This is a genomic window from Yersinia sp. 2541 StPb PI (assembly GCF_052217145.1).
GTDB classification, from domain to species: Bacteria; Pseudomonadota; Gammaproteobacteria; order Enterobacterales; family Enterobacteriaceae; genus Yersinia; species Yersinia enterocolitica_E.
On the sequence record NZ_JAZGQB010000001.1, the window covers coordinates 2,599,083 to 2,623,671 of the forward strand.

A 24,589-nucleotide genomic window follows, 5' to 3' on the forward strand; every position below is an offset into this window, starting at 1 on the left:
GATAGCTTAGGTTTAGAAAGCTGTATATCAGTTGTTTTCAATAAGATTGATTATTTTTGGTCAGACGAGAGAACAACGATACTATTGCAGTATCATGACATTAGCGATATGTGATAGGCGTAACGACGTAGGAATGATTTAATTAGCGGTAGTAGATTAGTAGGTAAGCTGACATTAAATTAGCATAATAGTGAGTGATTACTGGCAAAGTGTTGGGGAATAATCGCCACAGGGAAAGTGAATGTAATAAGAATCCGCCTGGCCTGCGGACTCTTATTATTAGTTTATTCCTATCGACTGCTGTTCTTTATACCAAGACCCATGCCAACCATACCAAAGCAAATCCGGTTAGCCCCATCAGCGTCGTCAATACTGTCCAGGTTTTTAATCCATCAGCGACGGAAAGCCCCAGATAACGTGTTACCACCCAAAATCCAGCATCATTAACATGGGATAACCCCAAGCCACCAAAACACGCCGAAAGGGTCACCAATACTAACTGCATGCTATCAAGCCCGGTAACCGCTTGGGTCAGCAAACCACTGGTAGTCAGGATTGCCACGGTAGCCGAGCCTTGAGAAGCACGTAATGCCAGCGAGAGCAGAAAAGCCGCGGGAATTAAAGGCAAGTGGATAGCTTCCAGTGAAACCGCCAATGCTTTGCCAACACCAGACTCAACCAGAACCTTACCAAAAGCGCCACCAGCGCCAGCAACCATAATGACCGCCGCCGACGTTGGAATAGCATCCCCCATAATCTGTTCTATTTTGTCCTTGCCCCAGCCACGGCGAATACCCAACAGATAGGTTGCTAACCCCAGAGCAATTAACAATGCAATGGCGGGCGTACCGATAAGCACGATAACCTCCCGCAGCAAGCTCTCTTCAGGCAACTCGGTAGCAGCCAACGAACCTAGCATGATCAAGGCGATGGGAATAATGATAAGTGAAGCAATTAAACCCGCCCCCGGGATTCGGTCACGAATATCCTTCGCCGGTTCAGCAGCAATCCCGGTTTCAGGTTTTGCCAACTGCAACTGCTCCAAAACGTCAATTGAAAGCGCATAGTTACGCCGATTCATACTCTTCGCGACCCAATACCCTATCAGCCCGACTGGAATAGAGATAAGGATGCCAATCATCATTAGCCGCCCCATATCCGCACCCAATAGCCCAGCCGCCGCCGCTGCTCCCGGATGAGTTGGCAAGGCCACATGTACTGTTAGCATGACCCCGGCCATAGGTAGGCCAAATTTAATGGGTGATACTTTAGCAACTTTAGCGAAACCATAAATAAGCGGGATAACAATGATAAAGCCAACTTCAAAAAATACCGGGATCCCCAAAATAAAGGCAGTCAGGGTTAATGCCATGACCGTGCGCTTGATCCCCAATGAGCCAGTAAATCGTTGAGCCAGAGATTCCGCACCACCGGAGGCTTCAATCAGCCCTCCCAGCATTGACCCAAGCACAATAATTATGGTTATCGAACCAAGCAATCCGCCCATACCGGACATAATCACTTTCATGATATTACTGACCGGAATACCTGTTGCTATTGCAACCAACAGACTGACAACCAATAACGCAACAAAGGGATGGACCTTGGCTTTAATGACTAATATTAATAAAAGTAAAACGCTGGCAACAGCAATAGTCAGCAGTAGGGAGGTAGACATTATTTAAACCTCGATAAAAAAAATATTACATAGGTTGTTTGTTATGTGCTTATTGGCACTTTTCTATTAATCTTATTCTGAGCCACACCCGCCTAATGCGAGTAACGAAGAAATAGCGCGCGGCCGCCAAACGACATCACGATGTTTTCTCGACTCTGTAATTATTATTTCTGTGATTCAAACAACCCGGTGAAGTGTTCGATGACAACAGCTATGATTGGTAAGGTTTTATCCAGCCTAAGCCTGCCATCGTATTAGCCCGTGGTTGATACTCGCAACCAATCCAGCCGCTATAGTTAATACTATCGAGTAGATCGAATAAGTACGGGTAGTTAATCTCCCCTTCATCTGGCTCATGACGATTCGGTACCGAGGCAATTTGAATATGGCCATAGCGCCCAGCTAAAGAGGTAATTAACTGACTGAGGTTGCCATCCACTATTTGCGCATGGAAGAGATCCAATTGGGTAAATACATTAGGGCGGTCAATAACATTAGCCAGTTCCAAGGTTTGATACTGACTGGAAAAAAGATAATTAGGTTTTATTTTCGGGTTTAACGCCTCAATCATTACCTTAATATTATGTTCGGCAAAGCGGTCAGCCGCATAGCGAATATTTTCAACAAATGTCTGCTGATAAACTGCACGATCAGCCCCCACCGGCACCACACCGGCCATCACATGGACTGACGGGCACCCTAGCACTAATGCATATTCCAACGCCAAATCTATATCGCGGCGCGCCTCTTGCTCCCGGCCAGGTAGTGCCGTCAGCCCCCATTCACCGCTACTGGCATTTCCAGGTGCGGTATTAAACAGCACTTGCTGCAAACTGTTTTCTGCCAGTGTCTGTGCAAGAAGTGCCGCCGGATAGTCGTAAGGGAATAGAAATTCCACCGCACTGAAACCGGCATCTTTGGCCGCCTTAAAGCGATCCAGGAAAGGAACCTCGGTAAACATCATTGATAAATTAGCCGCAAACTTAGGCATCTTTAACTCCTTAACTCTGCAATTTCGTCATCAGTCAAATAGCGAATAGGTCGGTCACCCAGCGTAAATATCAGACGAGCGGTTTCCTCTAGCTCCTCCATATTATCAGCGGCTTCCCGTAGGCTTTTACCCACCACAACCGGGCCATGATTTGCCAGCAGGAAAGCACGATAATGGGGTGCCAGCTTTGCCAACTCTTCACCCAACCGTGTGTCACCTGGACGATAATATGGCACCACCGGGACATCGCCGACCCGCATCACCACATAAGGTGTAAAGGGCTTGATGGCATTACGGCTATCCAGCCCTTGTAAGCAGGAAAGCGCTGTCAGATAGAGGCAATGGAGGTGAACAACCGCTTCACACGCAGGGTTATTAAGATAGATTGCGCGATGAAAACTGACCTCTTTTGACGGTTTATCACCTGAGATCCATTCACCTTCCAAACTGACTTTTGATAACCGTTCCGCATGCAGTTCACCCAGACAGGAACCTGTTGGTGTGGCCAATAATGTGCCATCAGCCAGTTTCATTGACAGATTTCCCGCAGAGCCAGTGGCGTAGCCCCGTTGGAAAAAGGACGCGCCTAACTTAACCATCTCTTCCCGCGCTTGCTGCTCATTCATACTGCGAACTCCGTTTGTGCTCTGGCAAAAAAGTTTTCGTCACCAAAATTACCTGACTTCAACGCCAGTGAAACCGGATGATCTGTGGATTTTACCCAAGGTACTCCCGGTGAGATTGCCGGGCCGATATGGAAAGCTTGAATACCCAGTGACTGCGCAACAATCCCTGAGGTTTCGCCACCAGCCACGATAAAACGCTGGAAGCCAAGTTGTTGTAAACGGTGTGCAATGGTACCGAACAGCCGCTCTACCGCCTCACTACTGGCAGCCGCCCCCCACTGCTGCTGAATTTTTTGTAACACCTCGGGTTCAGCGGTGGCATACAGTAACGGTGCCAACGGACCGCCCGCATTTTCCATTACCCACGCGCATAACTCTTCAGCATAAGATTCAGGTTCATTTAGGCAACAGGCGATATCTACCGATTGGCTAGGCGCTTGTTGTGCATAACGAGCCACTTGACGGTTGGTCATCGCCGAGCATGACCCCGACAGCACCACACACAGTTTGCCTTGTGGTGCACCAGCAGATGTGGCTTGCGGCTGATGGGACTCATCACCAGCCCATTGCCGTGCCAGACCGATGGCCAAGCCGGATCCCCCGGTCACCAGTACCATGTCGCGTACTGCTTCACCCTGCGTGAGCAAGTGACTCTCGTTTAAGCTATCCAGCACCACATAACGTATGCCCTCTTCCTTTAGGTGAGCGAGCTGTGATCTCACCGCCTGAACCCCTTGGTCCATCACTGTACTGTTGATTAATCCACTGCGACCGCGCGCTTGTGCGTCCATCAGCCGCAAGAGATTGCTGTCTGTCATCGGCGTCACTGGGTGATTACGCATTCCCGACTCCGCCAGCAGTTGCCCCATCACAAACAGGTAGCCCTGATATACCGTCCTTCCATTCACCGGTAGCGCCGGAGAGATGATGGTTTGTTGCTGACCCAGTGCATCCAGTAATGCATCAGTGACCGGGCCAATATTGCCTTGCGCGGTGCTGTCGAAGGTTGAGCAGTATTTGAAGTAGAATTGTTGGCAGCCCTGCGTTTGTAACCATGCCAGGGCCGCCAGTGAGTCCGCCACCGCAGTTGCCGTTGGGCAAGATCGTGATTTCAGGCTGACCACTGCCGCATCGGCATTCACATGATAATCGGCATCAGGCACACCATTGATTTGCACCGTCGACATGCCATTTTCCACCAGAAAACTGGCGATATCGGTCGCACCGGTAAAATCATCCGCAATTACACCGAGTCGCATCAGATATTCTCCTGTTTTTCCGGCAAGGTAATACCACTGAAAATCTTGATTACCGCGCTGTCATCCTGCTGACCAAAACCGGCGTTACTGGCTGAAGTAAACATGTTGAAGGCAGTTGATGCCAATGGCAGAGGAAAGTGCAGCGCTTTGGCGGTATCGGTCACCAGCCCTAAATCTTTTACAAAAATATCTACCGCCGATTTGGGCGAATAATCACCATCTACGACATGGCGCATACGGTTTTCAAACATCCACGAGTTACCCGCGGCATGGGTGACAACTTCATACATCGTATCCAACGGGATCCCCGCGCGCGCGGCCAGAGCCATCGCTTCGGCACCGGCAGCAATATGGACCCCGGCTAACAACTGGTGGATAATTTTCACGGTTGCGCCCAGGCCAATTTCATCACCGATGCGATAAACCTGCCCGGCTACCGCGTCTAATACTGGCTGTAACTTTTCGAAAGCAGCACGACTACCGGAGGCCATTACCGTCATTTCACCCGCAGCAGCTTTAACTGCGCCGCCCGATACTGGCGCATCCAACATAATGAGGTTATGTGCCAACAGCCCTTGCTCGATCAATTTGGCATCCTGGGCTGAGATAGTTGACGACACCATAACGGCAGTGCCGGGCCTTAATTTGGCCGCCAACCCCTGCTCGCCCAATAGAATCTGTTTTACTTGGGCAGCATTCACCACCAGCACCACAACGGCATCCAATTTTTTGGCAAAATCATCCGCGCTGACTTGGGCACTTATCGCGCCATTTTTTCGTAAGGTTTCCAGTGCCAGCGGATTAAGATCAACGCCGTAGGTCTGTAGCCCGGCTTTAATACAAGACTGTGCGGCCCCCATTCCCATAGAGCCTAGCCCGATAACGCATACTGATAGTGTTTCTGCGTGAGTCATATTCTCTCCGTGTTAATTTTGGTGATAATTTGATTTCTTATGTTAAGCATAGCCGGAGGTAAGGGCTGTTATCGTGAGTGAAATCACAATAATTAACACCAAAAATCATTAAATCACATCATTTCACATTTACCCATTCAGTAGCTCACCCCTGCATTCAGCAGCAAAATTAATCGATTAGCTATTTTTACCGCCTTTTTTTACCCGTAACATCACCCATTTCACCGCGGTGCGTAACATTTACGTTAAAAAATGAGAAAGAAATTTTCACTCTTGACGTATAATCACATTAATTACCATCCTATAGCCCGCAAGTGGGTGAATTTGGCGAGGAGTTAACGTGATACCGGTTGAACGTCACCAACAGATACTGGCACTGGTTGCCGAACGTGGAGTGGTTAGCATTGCTGAACTGACTGATCGTTTAGGCGTATCACACATGACTATTCGCCGTGACGTGCAGAAGCTGGAAGAGCAAGGCGCAGTGCTATCAGTGTCAGGTGGGGTGCGTTCCACCGAGCGGCTGGCCGCAGAACCCTCGCATCTGGATAAGACACTGATGTATAGCAGCCAGAAAAATGCCATTGGCATGTCAGCCGCACTGCATATTCCACGTAATAGCTGTATTTATCTTGATGCGGGAACAACGACACTGGCATTGGCGCGCCAATTGGAGGCCAGAGATGATTTATTGGTGGTGACTAATGACTTTGTGATCGCCAACTTTCTGATTGAATCCTGCCAATGCAGAATGATTCACTCCGGCGGCACACTGTGTCGTGAAAACCGCTCATGTGTCGGTGAGGCAGCAGCCCGCGCCCTACGAAACTTGTCCATCGATATCGCTTTTATTTCCGCGTCCTGCTGGGGATTGCGGGGTATCTCTACGCCAGACGAAGATAAGGTGGTGGTCAAACGGGCAGTCTGTGAAGTCAGCAGTAAGCGCGTGCTACTGGCTGATGCGTCAAAATACGGCAAAATAGCCACCTATCTGGCATTACCATTAACTGATTTTGATGTGGTTATCACTGATAGCAGTTTATCGGCAGCGGCCCATGACGAGTTGGCCGATAAAGAGATTGAATTGATCATCGCCTCCGTCCCGCGCTTGGCAAATTGATGATAAAACCGCTTGTAGCGGTTCCTTGCGCGGCAAATGGGACAACCGCCTGACAGCATTCAGTTTGAATAATTATATAAATCGTTATGTAGTTAAAGTAATTCTAAGTCTTAGCATCCTAATAAATAAACGGCGTAAACTATAGGGTAATTGAGTTTACCCGTTTATTTAGCTTACCGCTGATTCACCCACCCCTATTACCTCAATCTAGTGGTCGATGCATCACACTGGTCAGTGTCTCTGGAGCATGACATGAACAACGCAACAACGGCAGCAAAGCAAAAAGTGCCGTTACGGCTCAGCACCACGATTACCTTGATGGTTTCTGGGGTCATTGTCTCGGTGCTGTTGGTGGTTCACACTCTGTTCTTTATTCAGCTCAGTCAAATGGCACAGGATAGTTTGCAAGACAAGGCCGTTGCCGTAGCACGTACATTATCGTTCTCGCCCACGATTATTAACGGATTGAGTGACCCGGCTGCCGGACGGCAGATTCAGGCTTATGCCAGTGAAGTTCAGAAAGCCAATGGTCTGTTGTTCATCGTGGTTACCGATATGAAAGGCATCCGTTATTCACACCCTAATCCTGAAATGATCGGTCAACACTTTATCGGTAATGATCTGCAACCTGCGCTTGAGGGGAAAGAGAACAGTGCGATAAACCGTGGCGTCCTTGAGCAAGCATTACGTATTTTTATTCCGGTCTATGAGCCGCACGGCAAACAGTTAGGGGTGGTCGCCATTGGTATCTCACTGACCAGTATCGATTCGGTAGTGAGCGAAACTCGCTGGACCATTCCCTGGACCATATTATTCGGAGCTTTGATTGGCTCCTTGGGCACCTGGTTTTTAGTCAAAGCGCTTAAACGAATTATGCTAGGTTTCGAGCCGTATGAAATATCTAATTTATTCGAACAGCGTAACGCCATGTTGCAATCCATTAAGGAAGGCGTCATTGCGGTTGATGCCAACTCACGCATTACCGTCGTTAACCATGAAGCAAAGCGCTTATTTAAACAAAGTGGGCCGATGGAGAACTTATTATTAAGTAATGCCAGCAAATATTGGCCGGTGCGCTTGTACTTACAGCAAGTATTGGAAACGGGCATCGCTCGCCGTGATGAAGAGATAAACTTTAATGGCAGCATATTACTGACCAACACCGTGCCGGTAATAGTAAAAGGCGATATTATCGGTGCTATTGCCACCTTCCGCGATAAAACTGAAGTGAGCCAACTGATGCAACGCTTGACCGGTATGGTGCACTATGCCGACGCGTTACGGGCGCAGTCACATGAATTTATGAATAAACTTCATGTCATTTTGGGTCTGTTGCATATGAAGTATTATCAGCAACTTGAAGATTACATCGTTAAAACCTCCAATAATTATCAGGCAGAAATTGGATCGCTGTTGCGTAAAGTAAAATCGCCGGTGATAGCCGGTTTCCTGTTGGGGAAAATTAACCGTGCGCGCGATTTGGGGATAACCCTATCCATCAGTGACGAAAGCCTGCTCCCCGATACCGATAATGAGCAAGTGACCACCACTTTGATTACGGTGTTGGGTAATCTAATCGAGAATGCCATGGACGCCATTGGTAGCCTGAGTCAACGGGAGATCAATGTCAGCTTCCACTATCAAAATGGCCGGCTACATTGTGTTGTCAGCGATGATGGGCCGGGTATCGCATCAGAATTGCAAAGCCGTATTTTTGATAATGGTTTTTCCACTAAAGGAAATGAGCACGGTATCGGTTTGAGCCTGGTGCGTCAGAGTTTAGAGAGTATTGGTGGCAATATAGAATTTGATTCTGAAGCGGGCGTTTTTACCCAGTTCTTTATCAGCCTTCCTTACGACATCACACCGAATGACATTCCTTCAAACAACATCAGCGCGGTAAATCATGATTAATGTATTGATAGTAGATGATGATGCAATGGTAGCTGAGCTGAACAAGTGCTATCTGAGCCAAGTGGCAGGCTTTAACTGCTGCGGTACAGTGTCCAGTTTACAGCAAGCCAGAGAGCATTTGATGACAACAGAACACCCCATTGACCTGGTGTTATTAGATGTTTTTATGCGCCAAGACAATGGCTTGGATTTGCTGCCAGTGTTGCGTGAATTCAGCGAACATACTGACGTGATTGTTATTTCATCTGCCACCGATGTGAATACCATTAAGAAAGCGCTGCAATACGGTGTAGTGGACTATTTAATTAAACCCTTCCAGTTTTCGCGTTTCGAAGAGGCACTCTCCACTTACCGGGAAAAACAGAGTTTGCTGGGGCAACGTGAATATTGTGCTCAGGAAGATGTCGACTCATTACTGCGGCGTAGCAATGCGACGCCAACTGAGCGCAAGAAGCTACCCAAGGGGCTGACAGCACAAACACTGCGCACGGTGTGTGAATGGATTCAGGAAATGCAGGATGGGGAATTTTCAACCGAACAAATGGCGAACGCCATTGGTATTTCACGGGTTTCTTGTCGCAAATATTTGATTTACCTTTCTGATACCGACGTTTTAAGCACTAAGGTACTTTACGGTGCGACCGGTCGGCCAGTTTATCTCTACAAGTTGCTACCCAGCCAGCAAGAAGTCTTAAAGCAGTATTGCCAGTAATGAGCCGCACTGCCTCGAAGCTGTTTTTATCAACCAGCACGCACAGAAACTGTCCTGATAAAAAACCAGCGGCATTTGCTCAGGGATGCCGCTGATGACCTCAGTCTTATCGGGCAGTTATTTACATAATCCAACCCAACAGTAACGTAGCCCCAATGACGGTGGACGCACCGCCGATACGGGTTGCTATCTGGGCAAATGGCATCAGTGACATTCGGTTCGAGGCAGAGAGAATAGCAACATCACCGGTGCCACCTAGCCCGCTGTGGCAACTGGTGACGATCGACGCTTCAACCGGATACATATTCAGATAGGGTGCGATAATAAAACTGACTGCGGCCATCGACAACACCACCGAACCACACACCACCACATAACCGACAGAGAATACGGCGACGACACTTTCCAGTGGAACATACAGCATCCCCAATCCAATCATCAGCGGCCATACCAGTGTGGTGGAGACGAATTTATACCAACTGTGCGCACCTTGTTCCATTTTCGACGGAATAACCTGCGCATATTTACACATCACCGCAATCAAAATCATTAGCACCGGGCCGGGAATGTGGACAATCTTTTCAAATAAGCCCCCGACAATAAAGAAAGCACAGGTCATTAATAACCCACCGCCCATCAGTTGGAAATCGGCTTGCTTTGGCCCTTCTTGGGCGGTAAATACCGCATTATCTTGTGCCGAGCGAATTAACATCCCCTCACCATTGAGATCCTTGCGACGCAGACCAATACGAGCCAGCACCCCGGCACAAATAATAGCGAAAATATTCCCCACCACCGCAGCCGGTGCCAGTTGGGCCACATACACATCAGGAGCCTGACCAAGGATAGCCGAGTAAGCCAACGACAATGGCAAGATGCCCTCACCAATACCGCCACCGATGATAGGTACAATAATAAAGAAGAAGGTGTGATAAAGAGTAAAACCAAATAATTTACCCACCAGCAACCCCGTAACCACCGCCGTAATGGTTCCCACCACTAGCGGGACAAACATCCGGGTCATTCCCTGAATAAGCACCACGCGGTTCATCCCAAGAATACTGCCGACCACCAGACTGGCGATAACAAAATAGAGTAAGTTCGCCTCTTTCATCAGCAAGTGGACAGTATCCAAGGTGTTGGTTTGGAAAATACCAAAATAAACCAAAACCGAGGGTACCATTAAACACAAAATTGCGGGCCCACCGATATCTTTCAACACCGGTATGTGGCGGCCGATATGTGATAAAACAAAACCCATCGTCATGATTACAGCCAGGCCGCCAATCATATTTTTGGGTAAATAACTGGCATAAGCCGAAATGAATACAATAGCTGAAATAGTCATAAATAATGCCATTGGCATAGTATTTATGTTCATCTGATTTAAGTGTGCAATAACTCTCTTGATTGCAGATTTCCCCGACATGTCAATCTGTTCGACGGGGGTAAGCACGACATCCTGATTTATTTTTTTCATTTTAGACCTACTATTGGGTAGCACCTAAGGAACGGGAGGTAACGGATCTAATGCTTTAGCCGGTTATAGTGATTTGATATTTTTTGACTGATGTATCTCAATGAGGCATCGACCAACCTGGCACTTAAAAATTATTATTGATGTTAAAAACAACACAAAAAAATTCAAATGTGAATATAGAATGGCAAACTACCACTCTATTTAAAATAAAAGAACAGTTAAGGTGCAACGATGTATTGTAATTGCGAGGCTATCGTCAAGTTTATTTTAATTAACTTAACTTGGTGTTTTGTAATTAAATAATCTGAAGGATGTGAGATTTGTCTGTTATACTTTTTTGTCGCTGACAGACAAACCTATACTGAAATACCACCTGTTGTTATTTGGTGCTACTCTTCATCTATTGACGAGCCTGCAATACGAACTAAATGAATGATTAAGTACAACATTTCGTCATTTGAGAGAGTAATACTGAGCAGGTTTTTGATGTATTCACCGATTAACATACTGCAACGGTACTCACCAGGGTACTCGCGGATCATTTGTTCAAAAATAAAGTCATCTTTGGTTTCTATCTGGTTACGTTCAATCATTCGCTGGATAAAAAATTGCATATGCGTCAAAAAGCGTTGGTAATTTAGCGAGTCTTGATCAATTACGACATTAAAATGGTATTTTATAATATTAAATATGTCTTTCAACATCTTAACTGAGAGCAGTGTACTTTCCATACTCTGAATATCAGTTTGACCATTAACCAAGTGGAAAGCTATATTTCCCGCTTCCTCTTCAGGTAACTGAATATTGAGTTTCTCATTTAAGTATTTAACTGCTTGTTGCGCAATGGAAAATTCATGCGGATAAAATCTTTTTACTTCGTATAACAATCTATTTTGGATTGAAATCCCTTTGTGAAAACGTTCGATGGCAAAGGTAATATGGTCCGTTAGAGTAAAAAATAGCTGTTCACTAAGCTTTCCCTTCAGGCTGGCATTGGCGTCACTCATAATATTCTGCACCAAAGATATATACTCTTCTGGCGTATTTTCGATCAACCTAACATATTCTCTACTGGTTTGAGTGTTTTGTATCACATAGACTTTTTCTATTTTCCCAGCATCAATCGCATCACCAATTTTGCTATTAAATCCAATACCTTTCCCCATAACAATAACTTCATTATTGTTGGCATCGACAGATAAGACCAGGCTGTTATTCAATACTTTAATGACATCCATTTTTCTAGCCACCCCTGTCTTTGCGCCGCAATGACTTTATATCATGATTAGCCCGGTCTACCGGGCTGTCTAGTATGCCAACTGTTCATGTGCCATGGGCGGTTCTCTACCGCCCAGAATATCAAACTACGGTCAAAGATACTGACCATTTGAGGCAATGACTTGTTGATACCAGGTAAAACTGGCTTTTTTTATACGCCTTAGGTCGAGTAAATCATGTTCAGTCCGATTGACATAAATAAAGCCATAGCGCTTACCATAGCCCTGATGCGTGCTGACAACATCAATAACAGACCACGGGCAGTATCCCATTAGCTCTACGCCATCACTGATAGCCAACTGCATTTGCTCTATATGTTTACGCAGAAAATCAATACGATAGTCATCGTTAACCTGATCGTCGCTTTGCAGCGAATCCGGTGCGCCAATACCATTTTCGCTAATCAGGATGGGCAGATGGTAGCGCTCATACGTCTTACGTAACGTGAGACGTAAACCAATGGGGTCGACCACCCAGCCATAGCGGGTTTTATCCACAAACGGATTTTCTGCTGCGCGATACACTCCCGGTTCACCCAACATGATCTGCTGATCTCCGGCACGGGCCGTGATATCTGAGGCATCGCCCCGGCTGGCAGCAATAGTCGCCGTCGAATAATAGTTAATCGCGACAAAATCCGGCCGCCCTTGTGACAGGATTTCACTGTCGCCACTTTCCACCGTGGGCGCTAATCCACGATCCTGCAAATAACGCCACGCCAACGCATTGTAACGACCATACACCGCCACATCGAGAAAACTCCAGCAGCGTAATGTTTCCCAGTTATGGGCTGCGATAGCATCTTGTGGTGCACAGGTTTCCTGATACATCGATGTGGTATTTATCGCCGGACCAATTTTACCTTCCGGGCACATTTGATGACACAACGCCATCACCTGCGCCTGTGCCAACATCATATGGTGACTCTGCTGATATAAGGATTTTTTATCCGGTAATTGACCATTGGGCGGAGTACCAATTGCCCCAGGATGGAGGATCATGGTGTTCTGCTCATTAATCGTCAGCCAATATTTTACTTTGCTACCAAAATGGCTAAAGAGCACTTTGGCGTATTCAACAAAGGCATCAATCGTGGCGCGATGCCCCCAACCACCCTGCTGCTCCAGACAATAGGGCAAATCAAAATGGTAAAGTGTGACAACTGGCTCTATGCCGTAATGATTAAGTTCATCAATCAAATTCTGATAAAACGCGATCCCCGCAGGATTAACCGCCCCCGAACCATCAGGGATAATGCGGGTCCAGGCGACAGAAAATCGGTATGCCTTTAAGCCTAATTCGGCAAATAACTTAACGTCTTCTTTATAGTGATGGTAGTGGTCACTGGCGATTTTAAAATCTGCCGTCCCTGCTGGATGCTGGCACATATCAATGATCGATGGACTTTTACCGTCTTCATCCCAAGCACCTTCAACCTGATAGGCAGAGGTGGAACCGCCCCAGAGAAATCCTGCTGGGAAGTTCTGTAATTGTTGATAAATCATAACCGCCCCCTAACCACGTGCACCCAGAGTAATAATCGGCTCACCAAACTGAGTTGGCCCGCAAGCTACACTGCTAACCTGCGAATACGCATCACTGTTTACAATCAATACCGGTGTGACGATATCGTAGCCTGCCTGAGTAATGGCGGTGATATCAAAACTCACCAGTAGGTCGCCCACCATGACACGATCCCCCACTTGCAGCGTCGAACTGAAGTGCTGACCATTTAAGTTGACGGTATCAATACCGATATGAATCAAAACCTCAGCCCCGTCGTCTGATTTAATTCCGACGGCATGTTTACTGGGTAAGAACGTCATAATTTCACCTGTTACTGGGGCGCGCATTTCACCCACATCAGGGATAATAGCCACCCCCTGCCCCAACAATCCCAGAGAAAACACATCATCGTTAACCTGGCCTAATGGGATTAATTTTCCGCTTAATGGACTACTTATGACTGCTGCCTGAGCCGCTGTCCCCGTAGTTCTCGCCACAGAGGCAGACAAGGGAACGTTATCACTTTCATCAACTTGCGATTGTTCATCTACCGGGTCTTCAAAGCCCAATACCCAGGTCAGGGCGAAAGTGACCACAATAGCAATAACGCAGGTTATTAATGCGTGCACAATGTTCATTGGGTTTTCGCCAATAAACGCCGGTAATGCAGCAAGCCCTGGTGATACAAAGGCGTAACGCACCACACCACTTAACCCCGCATAAACACCAGCGCAGCCCCCGCCGATCATTGCCGCCACCAGCGGGCGTTTCAGCTTCAGGGTCACACCATATAATGACGGCTCGGTTATCCCCAAAAGTGCAGTGAAGCCTGCTGAAGATGCCAGTTGTTTCAAGTTCTTATTCTTTGTTTTGAAGGCGACACAGAGTGTCGCCGCCCCCTGAGCAATATTGGATGCCAACATACCGGGGCCATTGATCATCTCATAGCCTTGCTTAGTCAATTGCATGGTTGCAATCGGGGTCATGGCCCACGCCGTGCCCGTAATAACCAAGAAGGGTTGCAGCGCCCCCATTAACATGGGAATAAGCCAACTGGCTTTCGTGTTTATAATGGCAGCACCACTGCCCACCATATCATTAAGAAAGATACCAAATGGCCCGATCACGACTAATGCCAAAGGAGCAGTAATCAATAATATAATCATTGGCTTGGTAAAAAATTTAATCATCGAGGGCGAAATTCGCTCGGCAAAGCGCTCGACATAAGACATCAACCAAACGGTAAAGATAATCGGTAATACCGAACCGGCATAATCAGCCAGTCTGACCTGAATACCGATAAAGCTAACCGCGTCACCTTTTACCAACATTTGTGCCAAATTAGGGTGTAACAGTGCCCCGGCAATCGTCATTGCCAAAATAGGATTACATTCAAACTTAATCGCGGCACCATATGCCAGCAGAACCGGCAGGAAAAAGAATGCCGCATCCGCAATGGTATCGAGCAACTGATAAGTGGTACTGCTAGCTGTAATCACACCGGTGAGTTTCAAAATTGCCAGCAACGCCTTAATCATCCCGGCTCCGGTAATAGCCGGAATGACAGGGGTAAAGGTGGTAGAAATCACACTGATTATCTGGCTGAAAATACCATTTTTGGTTTTATTTTTATTGCCCTGCTTCTCTGCTGTTGGCACACTGCCAATCTCTTTCAATATCGTCCGATAGGTTTGCTGCACGTTGTTGCCGACAACTATTTGAAACTGGCCTCCTCGCTCGACCACACTGATCACACCCTCCAGTTTTTCAATCTGTTTAGCATCAACTTTAGTGTCATCGTTAAACTCAAAACGCAAGCGGGTGGCGCAATGTGTTAACTTACTGACATTACGCTTCCCCCCGATCAACGCTAAGATCTTCAATCCTAACTGCTGGTAATCCATCGCTATTCCCCTGAATTTATCACTTAAAAAAAACAAAAAAAAAGACCAAAACAAAAATGCACCCGCGGACGGGGGACACTTTTATTTTGGTCTTGCCTGCTTTACCAGTAACACGCCTCAATAAAATTATGGCAATAAATATAACTATTGCGTTATTAGTATCATCATTGAAGGTGAGAAAATGCAATATCATTCTCGGAAAACTGTGTGTTAGATCTCATATTGCATCTTACGCAGTACGCTTTATGCACAGCACTAAGTCGAGGCTATTCGAATAAGAGTTTCTGCAACTTACCTATTAGATTGAGTCACGTTAATACAACAATCTAATTGCTTGATAAATATCATCGTAAATATTAACTGCGCTACACAAAAATAAATTATAAATTTAACGCTTAGAAAAATAATATATTATTTTTATCTATAATAAGATAAATTGCAATTTTATGTGAAGCAATAATCTTAATAAATACACTCAATCTAAGAAGGGTTTATCGTTGAATAATATACAGCCAATCTATAACTCCGATCCAAAACAATTCTACTTTCATATATGTAACAATAAGTTAAGCAATACTGATATTTCGCCCTATAAGCATAAGTAATACATTACCATAAAAACATTTTTCCTGTATATAATTTAACCTTTCATTTGCAATTACTGATTCCGGTAATAGAACAAAAAAAATAATTTATAAGTGAATATTTTTTTTGCCTCATCACGATAGAAACGATAGCATGCCCTCCCAGAATCCAGTGGCAGCAATAGAAACCATAATAATCGAAGGCGCTAAGACGCTATTTATGCATTAACCTTTAGCAATCAGTTGCTGTAATACATTCACGATGATTGCACGACAGACAGGAAAATAGGGAAAGCTATGATGTCAGGAAAACATACTGCAAAGACCCATCACGCCGCCAAAAAACGCTGGCTAGACTCTCATGATACTGGCTACCACAAAAGTATGGGCCGACGTCATATCCAGATGATCGCTATCGGTGGCTCTATTGGTACGGGGTTATTTTTAGGCACCGGCGCCCGCTTGCAAATGGCTGGCCCCGCACTGGCCTTGGTGTATCTGGTGTGTGGGATTTTCTCGTTTTTTATTCTTAGAGCGCTCGGTGAATTAGTTATGCACCGCCCAACCAGTGGCAGCTTTGTTTCTTATGCCCGCGAATTCCTCGGTGAGAAAGCATCCTATGTTGCCGGATGGATGTATTTCCTTAATTGGGCCATGACCGGGATTGTCGATATCACTGCGGTGGCCCTTTATATGCACTATTGGGGGACGTTCTCTGATGTTCCGCAGTGGTTATTTGCACTGGGTGCGCTCTCAATTGTTGCCACCATGAATATGATTGGCGTTAAATGGTTTGCTGAAATGGAATTTTGGTTTGCACTGATCAAAGTCGCAGCCATTGCTATCTTTCTGGTCGTGGGTGTGATCTTTCTCGGCACAGGGCAAAGTGTTGCCGGGCATCCCACCGGTATACACCTGATAACCGATAATGGCGGATTGTTCCCCCACGGGTTGTTACCCGCGTTGATATTGGTTCAAGGGGTGATATTCGCCTTTGCCGGTATTGAATTAATTGGTACGGCGGCCGGTGAATGTAAAGACCCGGAAAAGATGCTGCCAAAGGCAATTAATAGTGTGATTTGGCGGATTGGCCTATTCTACGTCGGTTCTGTGGTGCTACTGGTGTGTCTGCTGCCATGGAATGCCTATCAGGCCGGCCAAAGCCCTTTTGTCACCTTCTTTAGTAACTTAGGCGTCCCCTATATCGGGACCATCATGAATATCGTGGTACTTTCTGCCGCACTTTCCAGTTTGAACTCTGGCCTTTACTCGACAGGTCGTATTCTGCGCTCATTATCCATGGGTGGCTCAGCACCTAAATTCATGTCCAAAATGAGCCCACAATCTGTTCCCTACGCCGGCATATTGGTTACCGTGGGTATTTATGTCTTCGGCGTGCTACTTAACTATCTGGTACCATCACAGGTATTTGAAATCGTTCTTAATATTGCCTCTTTAGGTATTATCAGCTCATGGGCATTCATCATTATCTGTCAGATGAAATTACGTCAGGCAATAAAGCAGGGAACAGCAAAACCCGTATCCTTTAAAATGCCCGGTGCGCCGGTCACATCCTGGCTGACACTGTTTTTCCTGGCAGGTGTTTTAGTGATGATGGCTTTCGACTATCCGAATGGAACCTGGACTATCGCCACATTGCCGGTGGTGGCCGTGTTATTGGTTGCCGGTTGGTTTAGTTTACGTAAGCGCGCCACTGAGGTAGCTGCCGCACCGGTAGATACAATGCCCAAACAGCGCCCGCGGGAAGATATAAACGCTTCAGAAGTGGCTCTGGCTAAGTTACGCGAACAAAACTCCACCGGTTAAAGCCCATCGTTAGCCCGTAGGTTGATAGAGAGACCTACGGGCTGAATCGACACGCTTAGTGGCGGTTACGCACCAGTTGATAACGGCGCGTTAAATATTCGATGGGTACGCTCCAGATATGTACCAAGCGTGAGAACGGGAATAAAACAAAAAGGGTCAATCCCAAGACAATATGCAACTTGAAAATCAAGGCTACATCTATCAGATAGGCCGATGCTCCGGTGCGGAAAGTCGCAATTGACTGCGCCCAACCGACCAATTTCATCATCTCGCTACCATCCATATGTTGAGCAGAAAACGGAATACTCAGTAGCCCCAAGCTAACTTGTACCACCAGCAATATCAGAATCAGGATATCTACCCGGGTACTGGTTGCTCTGATCCTCGAATTAGTCAAGCGGCGGTGTAGCAGCATGACCCCACCGACTAACATCATCAGACCGCAGGCACCGCCAGCAATCATCGCCATTTTTTGTTTTATCTCTATCGGTAAGAACGATTCATACATCCAATGTGGCGTCAGCATACCCAGCACATGGCCGAAGAATATCCCCAGAATACCGATGTGGAATAAATTAGATGCCAGCCATACACCTTTCTTATCTAACATCTGACTGGAACCTGCTCGCCAGCTATATTGCCCATAGTCGTAACGCAACCAACTGCCCACAAAGAAAATCACCATTGCCATGTAAGGATAAATATCAAAAAAGAATTTATTCAAAAAGCTCATAAGATGGCTCCTTTACGGTCCGTCACCACATGGGACTGAACGACTTTTTTGCCCTCTGAGGCAGACTGAATACTGAGATATTGTGGTAGTACGGCATCGGCAAGGTGTTTGGGGGGCATCCCCTGCTGAGCTGATGCACACCCCTGCGTGCCGAGGAATTTCACTTGCTCCTCTTCCCATACCGCATCCAGTGCTTTGGCGGTGTCATCCCGGCTTTCACCCGCCACTTTATCGCCAAGATTTTCACTGCGAATAGCACTGCCAGACAGCACTAACAGCAGATCAAACAACTGGGCATAGTCGCTATCCCGCTGATGTAAACGTGCCCCCAGCAGCGCCAAAATGGGTGCAATATCCTGCAAACCCAAGGTGATATCCTGCACTGGCTGGTTAGCCAGATACTCAAGATAAAGTGGCAGGAAATCAGGCAACTCTTTACAGTCAAGCACTAACCCCGCACGTTGATACTGTGCCATGAGGTCCACCATGGCCTGACCACGATCGCGCGACTCACCATGCACATGTTCAAATAGCAACAGTGAGGTGGCTCGCCCCCGGTCAAATAAGCCACAATAGCTAGCCTGACACTCAAGCAATTCGCTCTGACATAATGTATTGATAAATTGCCTGAGCCGATGAACCTGTTCCGTCGTGAGTTCGTCGGCGCTGTCGAGCGCCTCAACAACTTCTTGCCGGTTTTGCCACAGATCAATATCTGGGTATTCCAGCAAACGTGAAATGATTCTCAAACTAATCATGAATGGCCCCCTGGTCAGTCTTACGTGTGACATCAACGGCATCAATGCGGCGGCTATTGAACAAATTGAAACGACTGTCACTGCCATGGCAACCATCGCCGAAACTGAAGCCGCACCCCTTACTTTCCGGGAAAGCGTCACGGGCTATTTCACGGTGGCTGGATGGAATGACAAAGCGATCTTCATAATTAGCAATCGCCAGATAGCGGTACATCTCTTGCGCTTGCGCCTCTGTTAGCCCCACGGCCTCCAGTGCACTGAGATCAGTTTTACCCTCAACGGTTTCAGCCCGTTTATAGTGGCGCATTGCCAGCATCCGTTTCAGTGCCATTAATACCGGTTGAGTATCACCAGCAGTCAGTAAGTTGGCTAAATACTGAACCGGGATACGCAGGCTTTCCACATCCGGTAGCACCCCGCTGTGGGGCAGCGCGCCAGAGTCTGCCGCAGACTGAATCGGTGACAACGGCGGGACATACCATACCATCGGCAAGGTCCGGTATTCGGGGTGCAACGGCAGTGCCAATTTCCATTCCACTGCCATTTTGTAAACCGGGGAGCGTTGGGCGGCCTCAATGACACTTAAGGGAATCCCCTGTTTCTGCGCTTCGGCAATCACCAGCGGATCATGGGGATCGAGGAAAATATCCATTTGCCGTTGGTAGAGGTTTTTCTCATCAGTAGTAGCCGCGGCTTGTTCAATGCCATCCGCGTCATACAGTAGTACCCCCAGATAACGAATGCGCCCCACACAGGTTTCTGAACAAACGGTCGGTTCACCGGACTCAATGCGTGGATAGCAGAAAATACACTTCTCCGACTTGCCGCTTTTCCAGTTGAAATAGATTTTTTTATACGGGCAACCGGTCAGACACATACGCCAGCCCCGGCATTTATCCTGATCAATCAGCACAATACCGTCTTCAGCCCGTTTATAAATTGCCCCACTGGGGCAAGTTGCGACACAGGCGGGGTTAAGGCAGTGTTCACATAAACGTGGCAAATACATCATGAAGGTATGTTCAAATTGCCCATACATCTCTTTCTGAATATGGGCGAAGTTCTGGTCTTTAGATCGCTTAGAAAACTCACCGCCCAGAATCTCTTCCCAGTTAGGGCCGTTCTCGATTTTCTCCATTCGTTGACCGGTAATCAGCGAACGTGGGCGAGCTACCGGCTGATGTTTTCCAGCCGGTGCGTTGTGCAAGTGCTGGTAATCAAAATCGAAGGGTTCGTAATAATCATCTAATGCTGGTACATCAGGGTTAGCAAATATCTTGGCGAGGACCCCGACTCGGCTCCCCATACGGGGGGTCAATTTGCCATTAATCTTGCGGATCCAGCCCCCCTTCCATTTATCCTGATTCTCCCAATCGTGCGGATAACCCAGCCCCGGTTTGCTTTCCACGTTGTTAAACCAGGCATATTCCATACCCTCGCGGCTGGTCCAAACATTTTTGCAGGTTACTGAGCAGGTATGACAGCCAATACATTTGTCCAGATTCAGAACCATGCCGACTTGTGAACGGATTTTCATAGTTTGCCCCCGGTTTTGCTCTGGTTTTGCTGTTCGTCATCCAGCCAATCAATCTTATTCATCTTGCGCACCACCACGAACTCATCGCGATTGGACCCTACCGTGCCGTAGTAGTTAAAGCCGTAGGCTAATTGCGCATATCCGCCAATCATATGGGTTGGTTTTGGACTGATACGGGTGACTGAGTTATGAATACCGCCACGTTGGCCGGTAATTTCAGAACCGGGGATATTAATAATGCGCTCCTGTGCGTGGTACATCATGGTCATGCCTGACGGAATTCGCTGGCTGACGACGGCACGAGCAGTTAATGCGCCATTACTGTTAAACGCCTCAATCCAGTCGTTATCTTCTATCAGCAGATCTTTGGCATCATCTTCACTCAACCAAACGATAGGCCCCCCTCTCGACAGTGTCAGCATCAACAGGTTGTCACTGTAGGTTGAGTGAATGCCCCACTTCTGATGGGGTGTCAGGAAGTTAAGTGCTTTCTCTGGGTTACCGTTCGGCTTCTTATTAAGCAAAGGTTGGGCGGCACGAGTATCTATTGGCGGGCGATAGCACAACAAACTCTCACCAAAAGCACGCATCCATTCATGATCCTGATAAAGTTGTTGCCGGCCTGAAAGGGTGCGCCACGGGATCAACTCATGAACGTTGGTGTAACAAGCATTATAGGAAACATGCTCATCTTCCAAGCCGGACCAGATTGGACTGGAAATGATTTTGCGTGGTTGCGCCTGAATATCGCGAAAACGAATTTTTTCATCTTCTTTATTCAGAGCTAAGTGAGCATGTTGGCGACCGGTAAGTTGTTCCAAAGCCTGCCAGGCTTTTACCGCCACCTGACCGTTGGTTTCAGGGGCCAAGGATAAAATCACCTCTGCGGCATCAATAGCAGTATCAATTCTTGGTCGTCCGGCGGCAGGGCCGTCAGGCTGGGTATGGTTAAGTTTTTTGAGGAAATCAATTTCAGTCTGGGTATTCCAGTTAATCCCTTTGCCGCCATTACCTAATTTATCCAATAGGGGACCCAAGGCAGTAAAGCGAGCATAGGTTGCTGGGTAATCGCGCTCGACCACCACAATATGCGGCGCGGTTTGGCCCGGTATCAGTTCACATTCACCTTTTTTCCAGTCCTTTACACCATATGGCTGTGCCAGTTCGGCTGGCGAATCATGTTGGATGGGTAAGGTCACTACATCGGTTTCCTGACCTAAATGGCCGACGCAAACTCGAGAGAAGGTTTCGGCAATATCTTTGTAGATATCCCAGTCGCTTTTAGACTCCCAGGCAGGATCTACCGCCGCAGACAGCGGGTGAATAAACGGATGCATATCCGAGGTATTCATGTCGTCTTTTTCGTACCAGGTTGCGGTGGGTAAAATGATGTCTGAATAGAGACACGTACTAGACATGCGGAAATCCAATGTCACGACTAAATCCAGCTTGCCTTCGCCTCCCTGTTCCTGCCATTCAACCTCTTCCGGCATCACCCCACCTTGCTGGCCCAAATCTTTACCCTGAATACCATTTTCCGTACCCAACAAATACTTGAGCATATATTCATGCCCTTTGCCGGAAGAACCCAGTAGGTTGGAACGCCAGACAAACAAGTTTCGCGGGAAGTTTTGTGGATCATCTGGCTGTTCAGCGGCAAATCTCAGTGACCCGTTTTTAAGGCTATCGACGGTATATTCTACCGGTGTTTGACCGGCTTGTTGTGCGCTAGCGGCAAGGGTCAATGGATTGCAATTCAGTTGCGGGGCCGAAGGCAGCCACCCCATACGTTCAGCGCGCACATTAAGATCAATCAGACTTGGGCTAAAGCGCGAACTGTCGGCCAAGGGAGAGAGTAATTGGGTGGTGCTGACGGTCTCATAACGCCACTGACTGGAGTGATTATAGAAAAATGACGTACTGTTCATATGGCGCGGTGGACGTTGCCAATCGAGGCCAAATGCCAAAGGTAACCAGCCGGTTTGTGGTCGCAGTTTTTCCTGCCCCACATAGTGCGCCCAACCGCCACCACTTTGCCCGACACAGCCGCAGAAAATCAGCATATTAATCAGTGCACGGTAGGTCATATCCATGTGATACCAGTGATTAATACCGGCCCCGACGATAATCATCGAACGGCCATGGGTTTTCTCGGCGTTATCTGCAAATTCACGCGCAATGCGGATAATATCCTGACGTGCAACGCCAGTAATTTTTTCAGCCCAGGCAGGAGTGTAAGCTTTTATATCGTCATAATTGCTGGCGCAGTTGTCATCAGCCAAACCACGATCCAGGCCATAGTTTGCCATCATCAGGTCATAAACACTGGTCACCAGTGCTTCACTGCCATCGGCTAATGGCAACCGTTTTACTGGCAACTTGTGTTGCAGTATTTCCTCTAGCGCAACACTTTGAAAATTCTCACTGATTTCGCCACCAAAGTAGGGAAATCCGACATTAACAATAGCATCATGTTGACCCAATAAACTGAGTTGTAATGAGACTTCCTGTTGCGTTTTGCCCTCGCGCTGCTCAAGGTTCCATTTACCCTTTTCACCCCAGCGATAACCGATAGACCCTTGCGGCGCTACCAACTGCCCGCTGTTAGCGTCAATGGCAATGGTCTTCCATTCTGGGTTATTCTCCTCTCCCAGATTATCCACCAGATCGGCGGCGCGCAGTAACCGCCCGGCGGCATAATCGCCGCTATGACGAGGTTCAAGTAATACCAGCATCGGCATGTCGGTGTACTGACGCATGTATTCAACAAAGTAGCTGCTTTGTCGTTGTAGATGGAATTCATTGAGGATCACATGCCCCATTGCCATAGCCATGGCACTGTCTGTTCCTTGTTTCGGATTCAGCCATTGGTCACACAGTTTAGCGACCTCTGCATAATCCGGCGTCACCGCTACAGTTTTGGTCCCTTTGTAACGGACTTCGGTAAAGAAGTGGGCATCGGGTGTGCGGGTCTGCGGAACATTGGAACCCCAGGCAATAATATAGGATGAGTTGTACCAGTCAGCGGATTCTGGCACGTCAGTTTGCTCACCCCAGGTCATCGGTGATGCCGGAGGCAAATCGCAATACCAGTCATAGAAACTGAGGCAAACGCCGCCTATCAGTGATAGATAGCGCGCGCCCGCCGCGTAGGAAACCATCGACATCGCTGGAATCGGTGAAAAACCGATAATCCGATCCGGCCCATACTGTTTGGCGGTATAGACGTTAGCGGCGGCAATCAGTTCATTCACTTCCTGCCAGTTCGAACGGACAAAACCTCCCCGGCCACGGGCTTGCTTGTAATTCTTTGATTGTACGCTGTCACCAACAATTGAAGCCCATGCATCCACCGGATCACTGTGCAGCACTTTGGCGGCACGCCACAATTGCAACAGACTCTTACGCATCATCGGGTACTTCAGCCGATTAGCACTGTACAAATACCAGGAATAGCTGGCCCCACGAGGGCAACCACGGGGTTCATGATTAGGTAAATCCGGGCGGGTACGCGGGTAGTCAGTTTGCTGGGTTTCCCAAGTGACCAACCCATTTTTGACATAAATCTTCCAGCTACATGAACCCGTACAATTCACACCATGAGTTGAACGTACCACTTTGTCATGCTGCCAGCGGCTACGATAGCCATCTTCCCAATCACGATTGGTGTCCAGTGTCTGGCCATGGCCTTGTGCAAAAGGCTCAGCAAGTTGTTTAAAATAACGAAATCGGTCAAGAAATTTGCTCATCGGGAGATCTCCTGATTGG

The 24,589-nt window shown here is 47.4% G+C and carries 17 protein-coding genes; 4 read left to right on the forward strand and 13 right to left on the reverse strand.

Annotation, left to right across the window (positions count from 1 at the left end):
* Window positions 1–307: 307 nt before the first annotated feature.
* The 5 genes from V1953_RS11560 to ltnD all read right to left on the reverse strand — a co-directional run bounded on the left by V1953_RS11560 (window position 308) and on the right by ltnD (window position 5,468).
* Window positions 308–1,678, reverse strand: coding sequence for a GntP family transporter (locus V1953_RS11560; protein ID WP_083159085.1), 1,371 nt, complete (start codon window positions 1,676–1,678; stop codon window positions 308–310).
* Between the two features lie 211 nt (window positions 1,679–1,889).
* On the reverse strand, window positions 1,890–2,669 hold the full coding sequence (gene otnI, locus V1953_RS11565; protein WP_442850917.1) for a 2-oxo-tetronate isomerase: 780 nt from the start codon (window positions 2,667–2,669) through the stop codon (window positions 1,890–1,892).
* Between the two features lie 2 nt (window positions 2,670–2,671).
* Window positions 2,672–3,295, reverse strand: coding sequence for a 3-oxo-tetronate 4-phosphate decarboxylase (otnC, locus tag V1953_RS11570; protein WP_372569093.1), 624 nt, complete (start codon window positions 3,293–3,295; stop codon window positions 2,672–2,674).
* Window positions 3,292–4,554 carry a 3-oxo-tetronate kinase gene (gene otnK, locus V1953_RS11575; protein ID WP_442850918.1) on the reverse strand — a complete coding sequence of 421 codons (1,263 nt, stop codon included), beginning with the start codon at window positions 4,552–4,554 and terminating at the stop codon, window positions 3,292–3,294. Before otnK ends, otnC begins: the two co-directional genes overlap by 4 nt.
* Complete coding sequence (ltnD, locus tag V1953_RS11580) at window positions 4,554–5,468, reverse strand: L-threonate dehydrogenase (protein WP_083159089.1); 915 nt, start codon at window positions 5,466–5,468, stop codon at window positions 4,554–4,556. Before ltnD ends, otnK begins: the two co-directional genes overlap by 1 nt.
* Before the next feature lie 340 nt (window positions 5,469–5,808).
* Between ltnD and ygbI the strand changes: the two genes are divergently transcribed.
* From ygbI to dcuR, 3 genes are all read left to right on the forward strand, one after another.
* On the forward strand, window positions 5,809–6,588 hold the full coding sequence (gene ygbI / locus V1953_RS11585; protein ID WP_083159090.1) for a DNA-binding transcriptional repressor YgbI: 780 nt from the start codon (window positions 5,809–5,811) through the stop codon (window positions 6,586–6,588).
* A 252-nt stretch (window positions 6,589–6,840) separates the two neighbouring features.
* Window positions 6,841–8,502 (forward strand): sensor histidine kinase, encoded by a 1,662-nt coding sequence (locus tag V1953_RS11590; RefSeq protein ID WP_083159091.1) that lies wholly within the window; start codon window positions 6,841–6,843, stop codon window positions 8,500–8,502.
* Window positions 8,495–9,214: a two-component system response regulator DcuR gene (dcuR, locus tag V1953_RS11595; protein WP_083159092.1), complete on the forward strand. Its 720-nt coding sequence runs from the start codon at window positions 8,495–8,497 to the stop codon at window positions 9,212–9,214. The genes V1953_RS11590 and dcuR overlap by 8 nt, the downstream gene beginning before the upstream one ends.
* Window positions 9,215–9,335: 121 nt before the next feature.
* Here the strand turns inward: dcuR and V1953_RS11600 are convergent, their stop codons facing one another.
* From V1953_RS11600 to V1953_RS11615, 4 genes are all read right to left on the reverse strand, one after another.
* Entirely contained in the window at window positions 9,336–10,694 is a 1,359-nt protein-coding gene (locus V1953_RS11600) for a 2-hydroxycarboxylate transporter family protein (RefSeq protein ID WP_442850919.1), read from the reverse strand.
* A 389-nt stretch (window positions 10,695–11,083) separates the two neighbouring features.
* Complete coding sequence (gene licT / locus V1953_RS11605; RefSeq protein WP_372569090.1) at window positions 11,084–11,932, reverse strand: BglG family transcription antiterminator LicT; 849 nt, start codon at window positions 11,930–11,932, stop codon at window positions 11,084–11,086.
* A gap of 132 nt (window positions 11,933–12,064) precedes the next feature.
* The gene (locus tag V1953_RS11610; RefSeq protein ID WP_083159095.1) at window positions 12,065–13,477 is read right to left on the reverse strand and encodes a glycoside hydrolase family 1 protein; all 1,413 of its coding nucleotides are present in this window, start codon (window positions 13,475–13,477) and stop codon (window positions 12,065–12,067) included.
* A 9-nt stretch (window positions 13,478–13,486) separates the two neighbouring features.
* Complete coding sequence (locus V1953_RS11615) at window positions 13,487–15,382, reverse strand: beta-glucoside-specific PTS transporter subunit IIABC (protein WP_372569088.1); 1,896 nt, start codon at window positions 15,380–15,382, stop codon at window positions 13,487–13,489.
* Window positions 15,383–16,263: 881 nt separating this feature from the next.
* On the opposite strand from V1953_RS11615, the gene ansP reads away from it, so the two are divergent.
* Complete coding sequence (gene ansP, locus V1953_RS11620) at window positions 16,264–17,793, forward strand: L-asparagine permease (RefSeq protein ID WP_372569087.1); 1,530 nt, start codon at window positions 16,264–16,266, stop codon at window positions 17,791–17,793.
* Between the two features lie 55 nt (window positions 17,794–17,848).
* On the opposite strand, the gene narI is transcribed toward ansP, so the two are convergent.
* From narI to V1953_RS11640, 4 genes are read right to left on the reverse strand one after another with little or no spacing between them, the layout of a single operon-like run.
* Window positions 17,849–18,526 (reverse strand): respiratory nitrate reductase subunit gamma, encoded by a 678-nt coding sequence (gene narI, locus V1953_RS11625; protein ID WP_372569086.1) that lies wholly within the window; start codon window positions 18,524–18,526, stop codon window positions 17,849–17,851.
* Window positions 18,523–19,284 (reverse strand): nitrate reductase molybdenum cofactor assembly chaperone, encoded by a 762-nt coding sequence (gene narJ, locus V1953_RS11630; RefSeq protein ID WP_083159098.1) that lies wholly within the window; start codon window positions 19,282–19,284, stop codon window positions 18,523–18,525. Before narJ ends, narI begins: the two co-directional genes overlap by 4 nt.
* Window positions 19,277–20,821, reverse strand: a complete 1,545-nt coding sequence (narH, locus tag V1953_RS11635) for a nitrate reductase subunit beta (RefSeq protein ID WP_372569085.1) — start codon at window positions 20,819–20,821, stop codon at window positions 19,277–19,279. The genes narJ and narH overlap by 8 nt, the downstream gene beginning before the upstream one ends.
* Window positions 20,818–24,570, reverse strand: a complete 3,753-nt coding sequence (locus V1953_RS11640; protein ID WP_442850920.1) for a nitrate reductase subunit alpha — start codon at window positions 24,568–24,570, stop codon at window positions 20,818–20,820. The genes narH and V1953_RS11640 overlap by 4 nt, the downstream gene beginning before the upstream one ends.
* Between the last annotated feature and the right edge of the window lie 19 nt (window positions 24,571–24,589).

Coding starts and splice junctions, on each gene's coding strand:
- otnK (WP_442850918.1), bottom strand. CDS start 4,554: ATGCGACTCGGTGTAATTGCGGATGATTTTACCGGTGCGACCGATATC.
- narI (WP_372569086.1), bottom strand. CDS start 18,526: ATGAGCTTTTTGAATAAATTCTTTTTTGATATTTATCCTTACATGGCA.
- ltnD (WP_083159089.1), bottom strand. CDS start 5,468: ATGACTCACGCAGAAACACTATCAGTATGCGTTATCGGGCTAGGCTCT.
- V1953_RS11590 (WP_083159091.1), top strand. CDS start 6,841: ATGAACAACGCAACAACGGCAGCAAAGCAAAAAGTGCCGTTACGGCTC.
- V1953_RS11615 (WP_372569088.1), bottom strand. CDS start 15,382: ATGGATTACCAGCAGTTAGGATTGAAGATCTTAGCGTTGATCGGGGGG.
- V1953_RS11640 (WP_442850920.1), bottom strand. CDS start 24,570: ATGAGCAAATTTCTTGACCGATTTCGTTATTTTAAACAACTTGCTGAG.
- narH (WP_372569085.1), bottom strand. CDS start 20,821: ATGAAAATCCGTTCACAAGTCGGCATGGTTCTGAATCTGGACAAATGT.
- V1953_RS11600 (WP_442850919.1), bottom strand. CDS start 10,694: ATGAAAAAAATAAATCAGGATGTCGTGCTTACCCCCGTCGAACAGATT.
- V1953_RS11560 (WP_083159085.1), bottom strand. CDS start 1,678: ATGTCTACCTCCCTACTGCTGACTATTGCTGTTGCCAGCGTTTTACTT.
- dcuR (WP_083159092.1), top strand. CDS start 8,495: ATGATTAATGTATTGATAGTAGATGATGATGCAATGGTAGCTGAGCTG.
- narJ (WP_083159098.1), bottom strand. CDS start 19,284: ATGATTAGTTTGAGAATCATTTCACGTTTGCTGGAATACCCAGATATT.
- V1953_RS11610 (WP_083159095.1), bottom strand. CDS start 13,477: ATGATTTATCAACAATTACAGAACTTCCCAGCAGGATTTCTCTGGGGC.
- otnI (WP_442850917.1), bottom strand. CDS start 2,669: ATGCCTAAGTTTGCGGCTAATTTATCAATGATGTTTACCGAGGTTCCT.
- otnC (WP_372569093.1), bottom strand. CDS start 3,295: ATGAATGAGCAGCAAGCGCGGGAAGAGATGGTTAAGTTAGGCGCGTCC.
- licT (WP_372569090.1), bottom strand. CDS start 11,932: ATGGATGTCATTAAAGTATTGAATAACAGCCTGGTCTTATCTGTCGAT.
- ansP (WP_372569087.1), top strand. CDS start 16,264: ATGATGTCAGGAAAACATACTGCAAAGACCCATCACGCCGCCAAAAAA.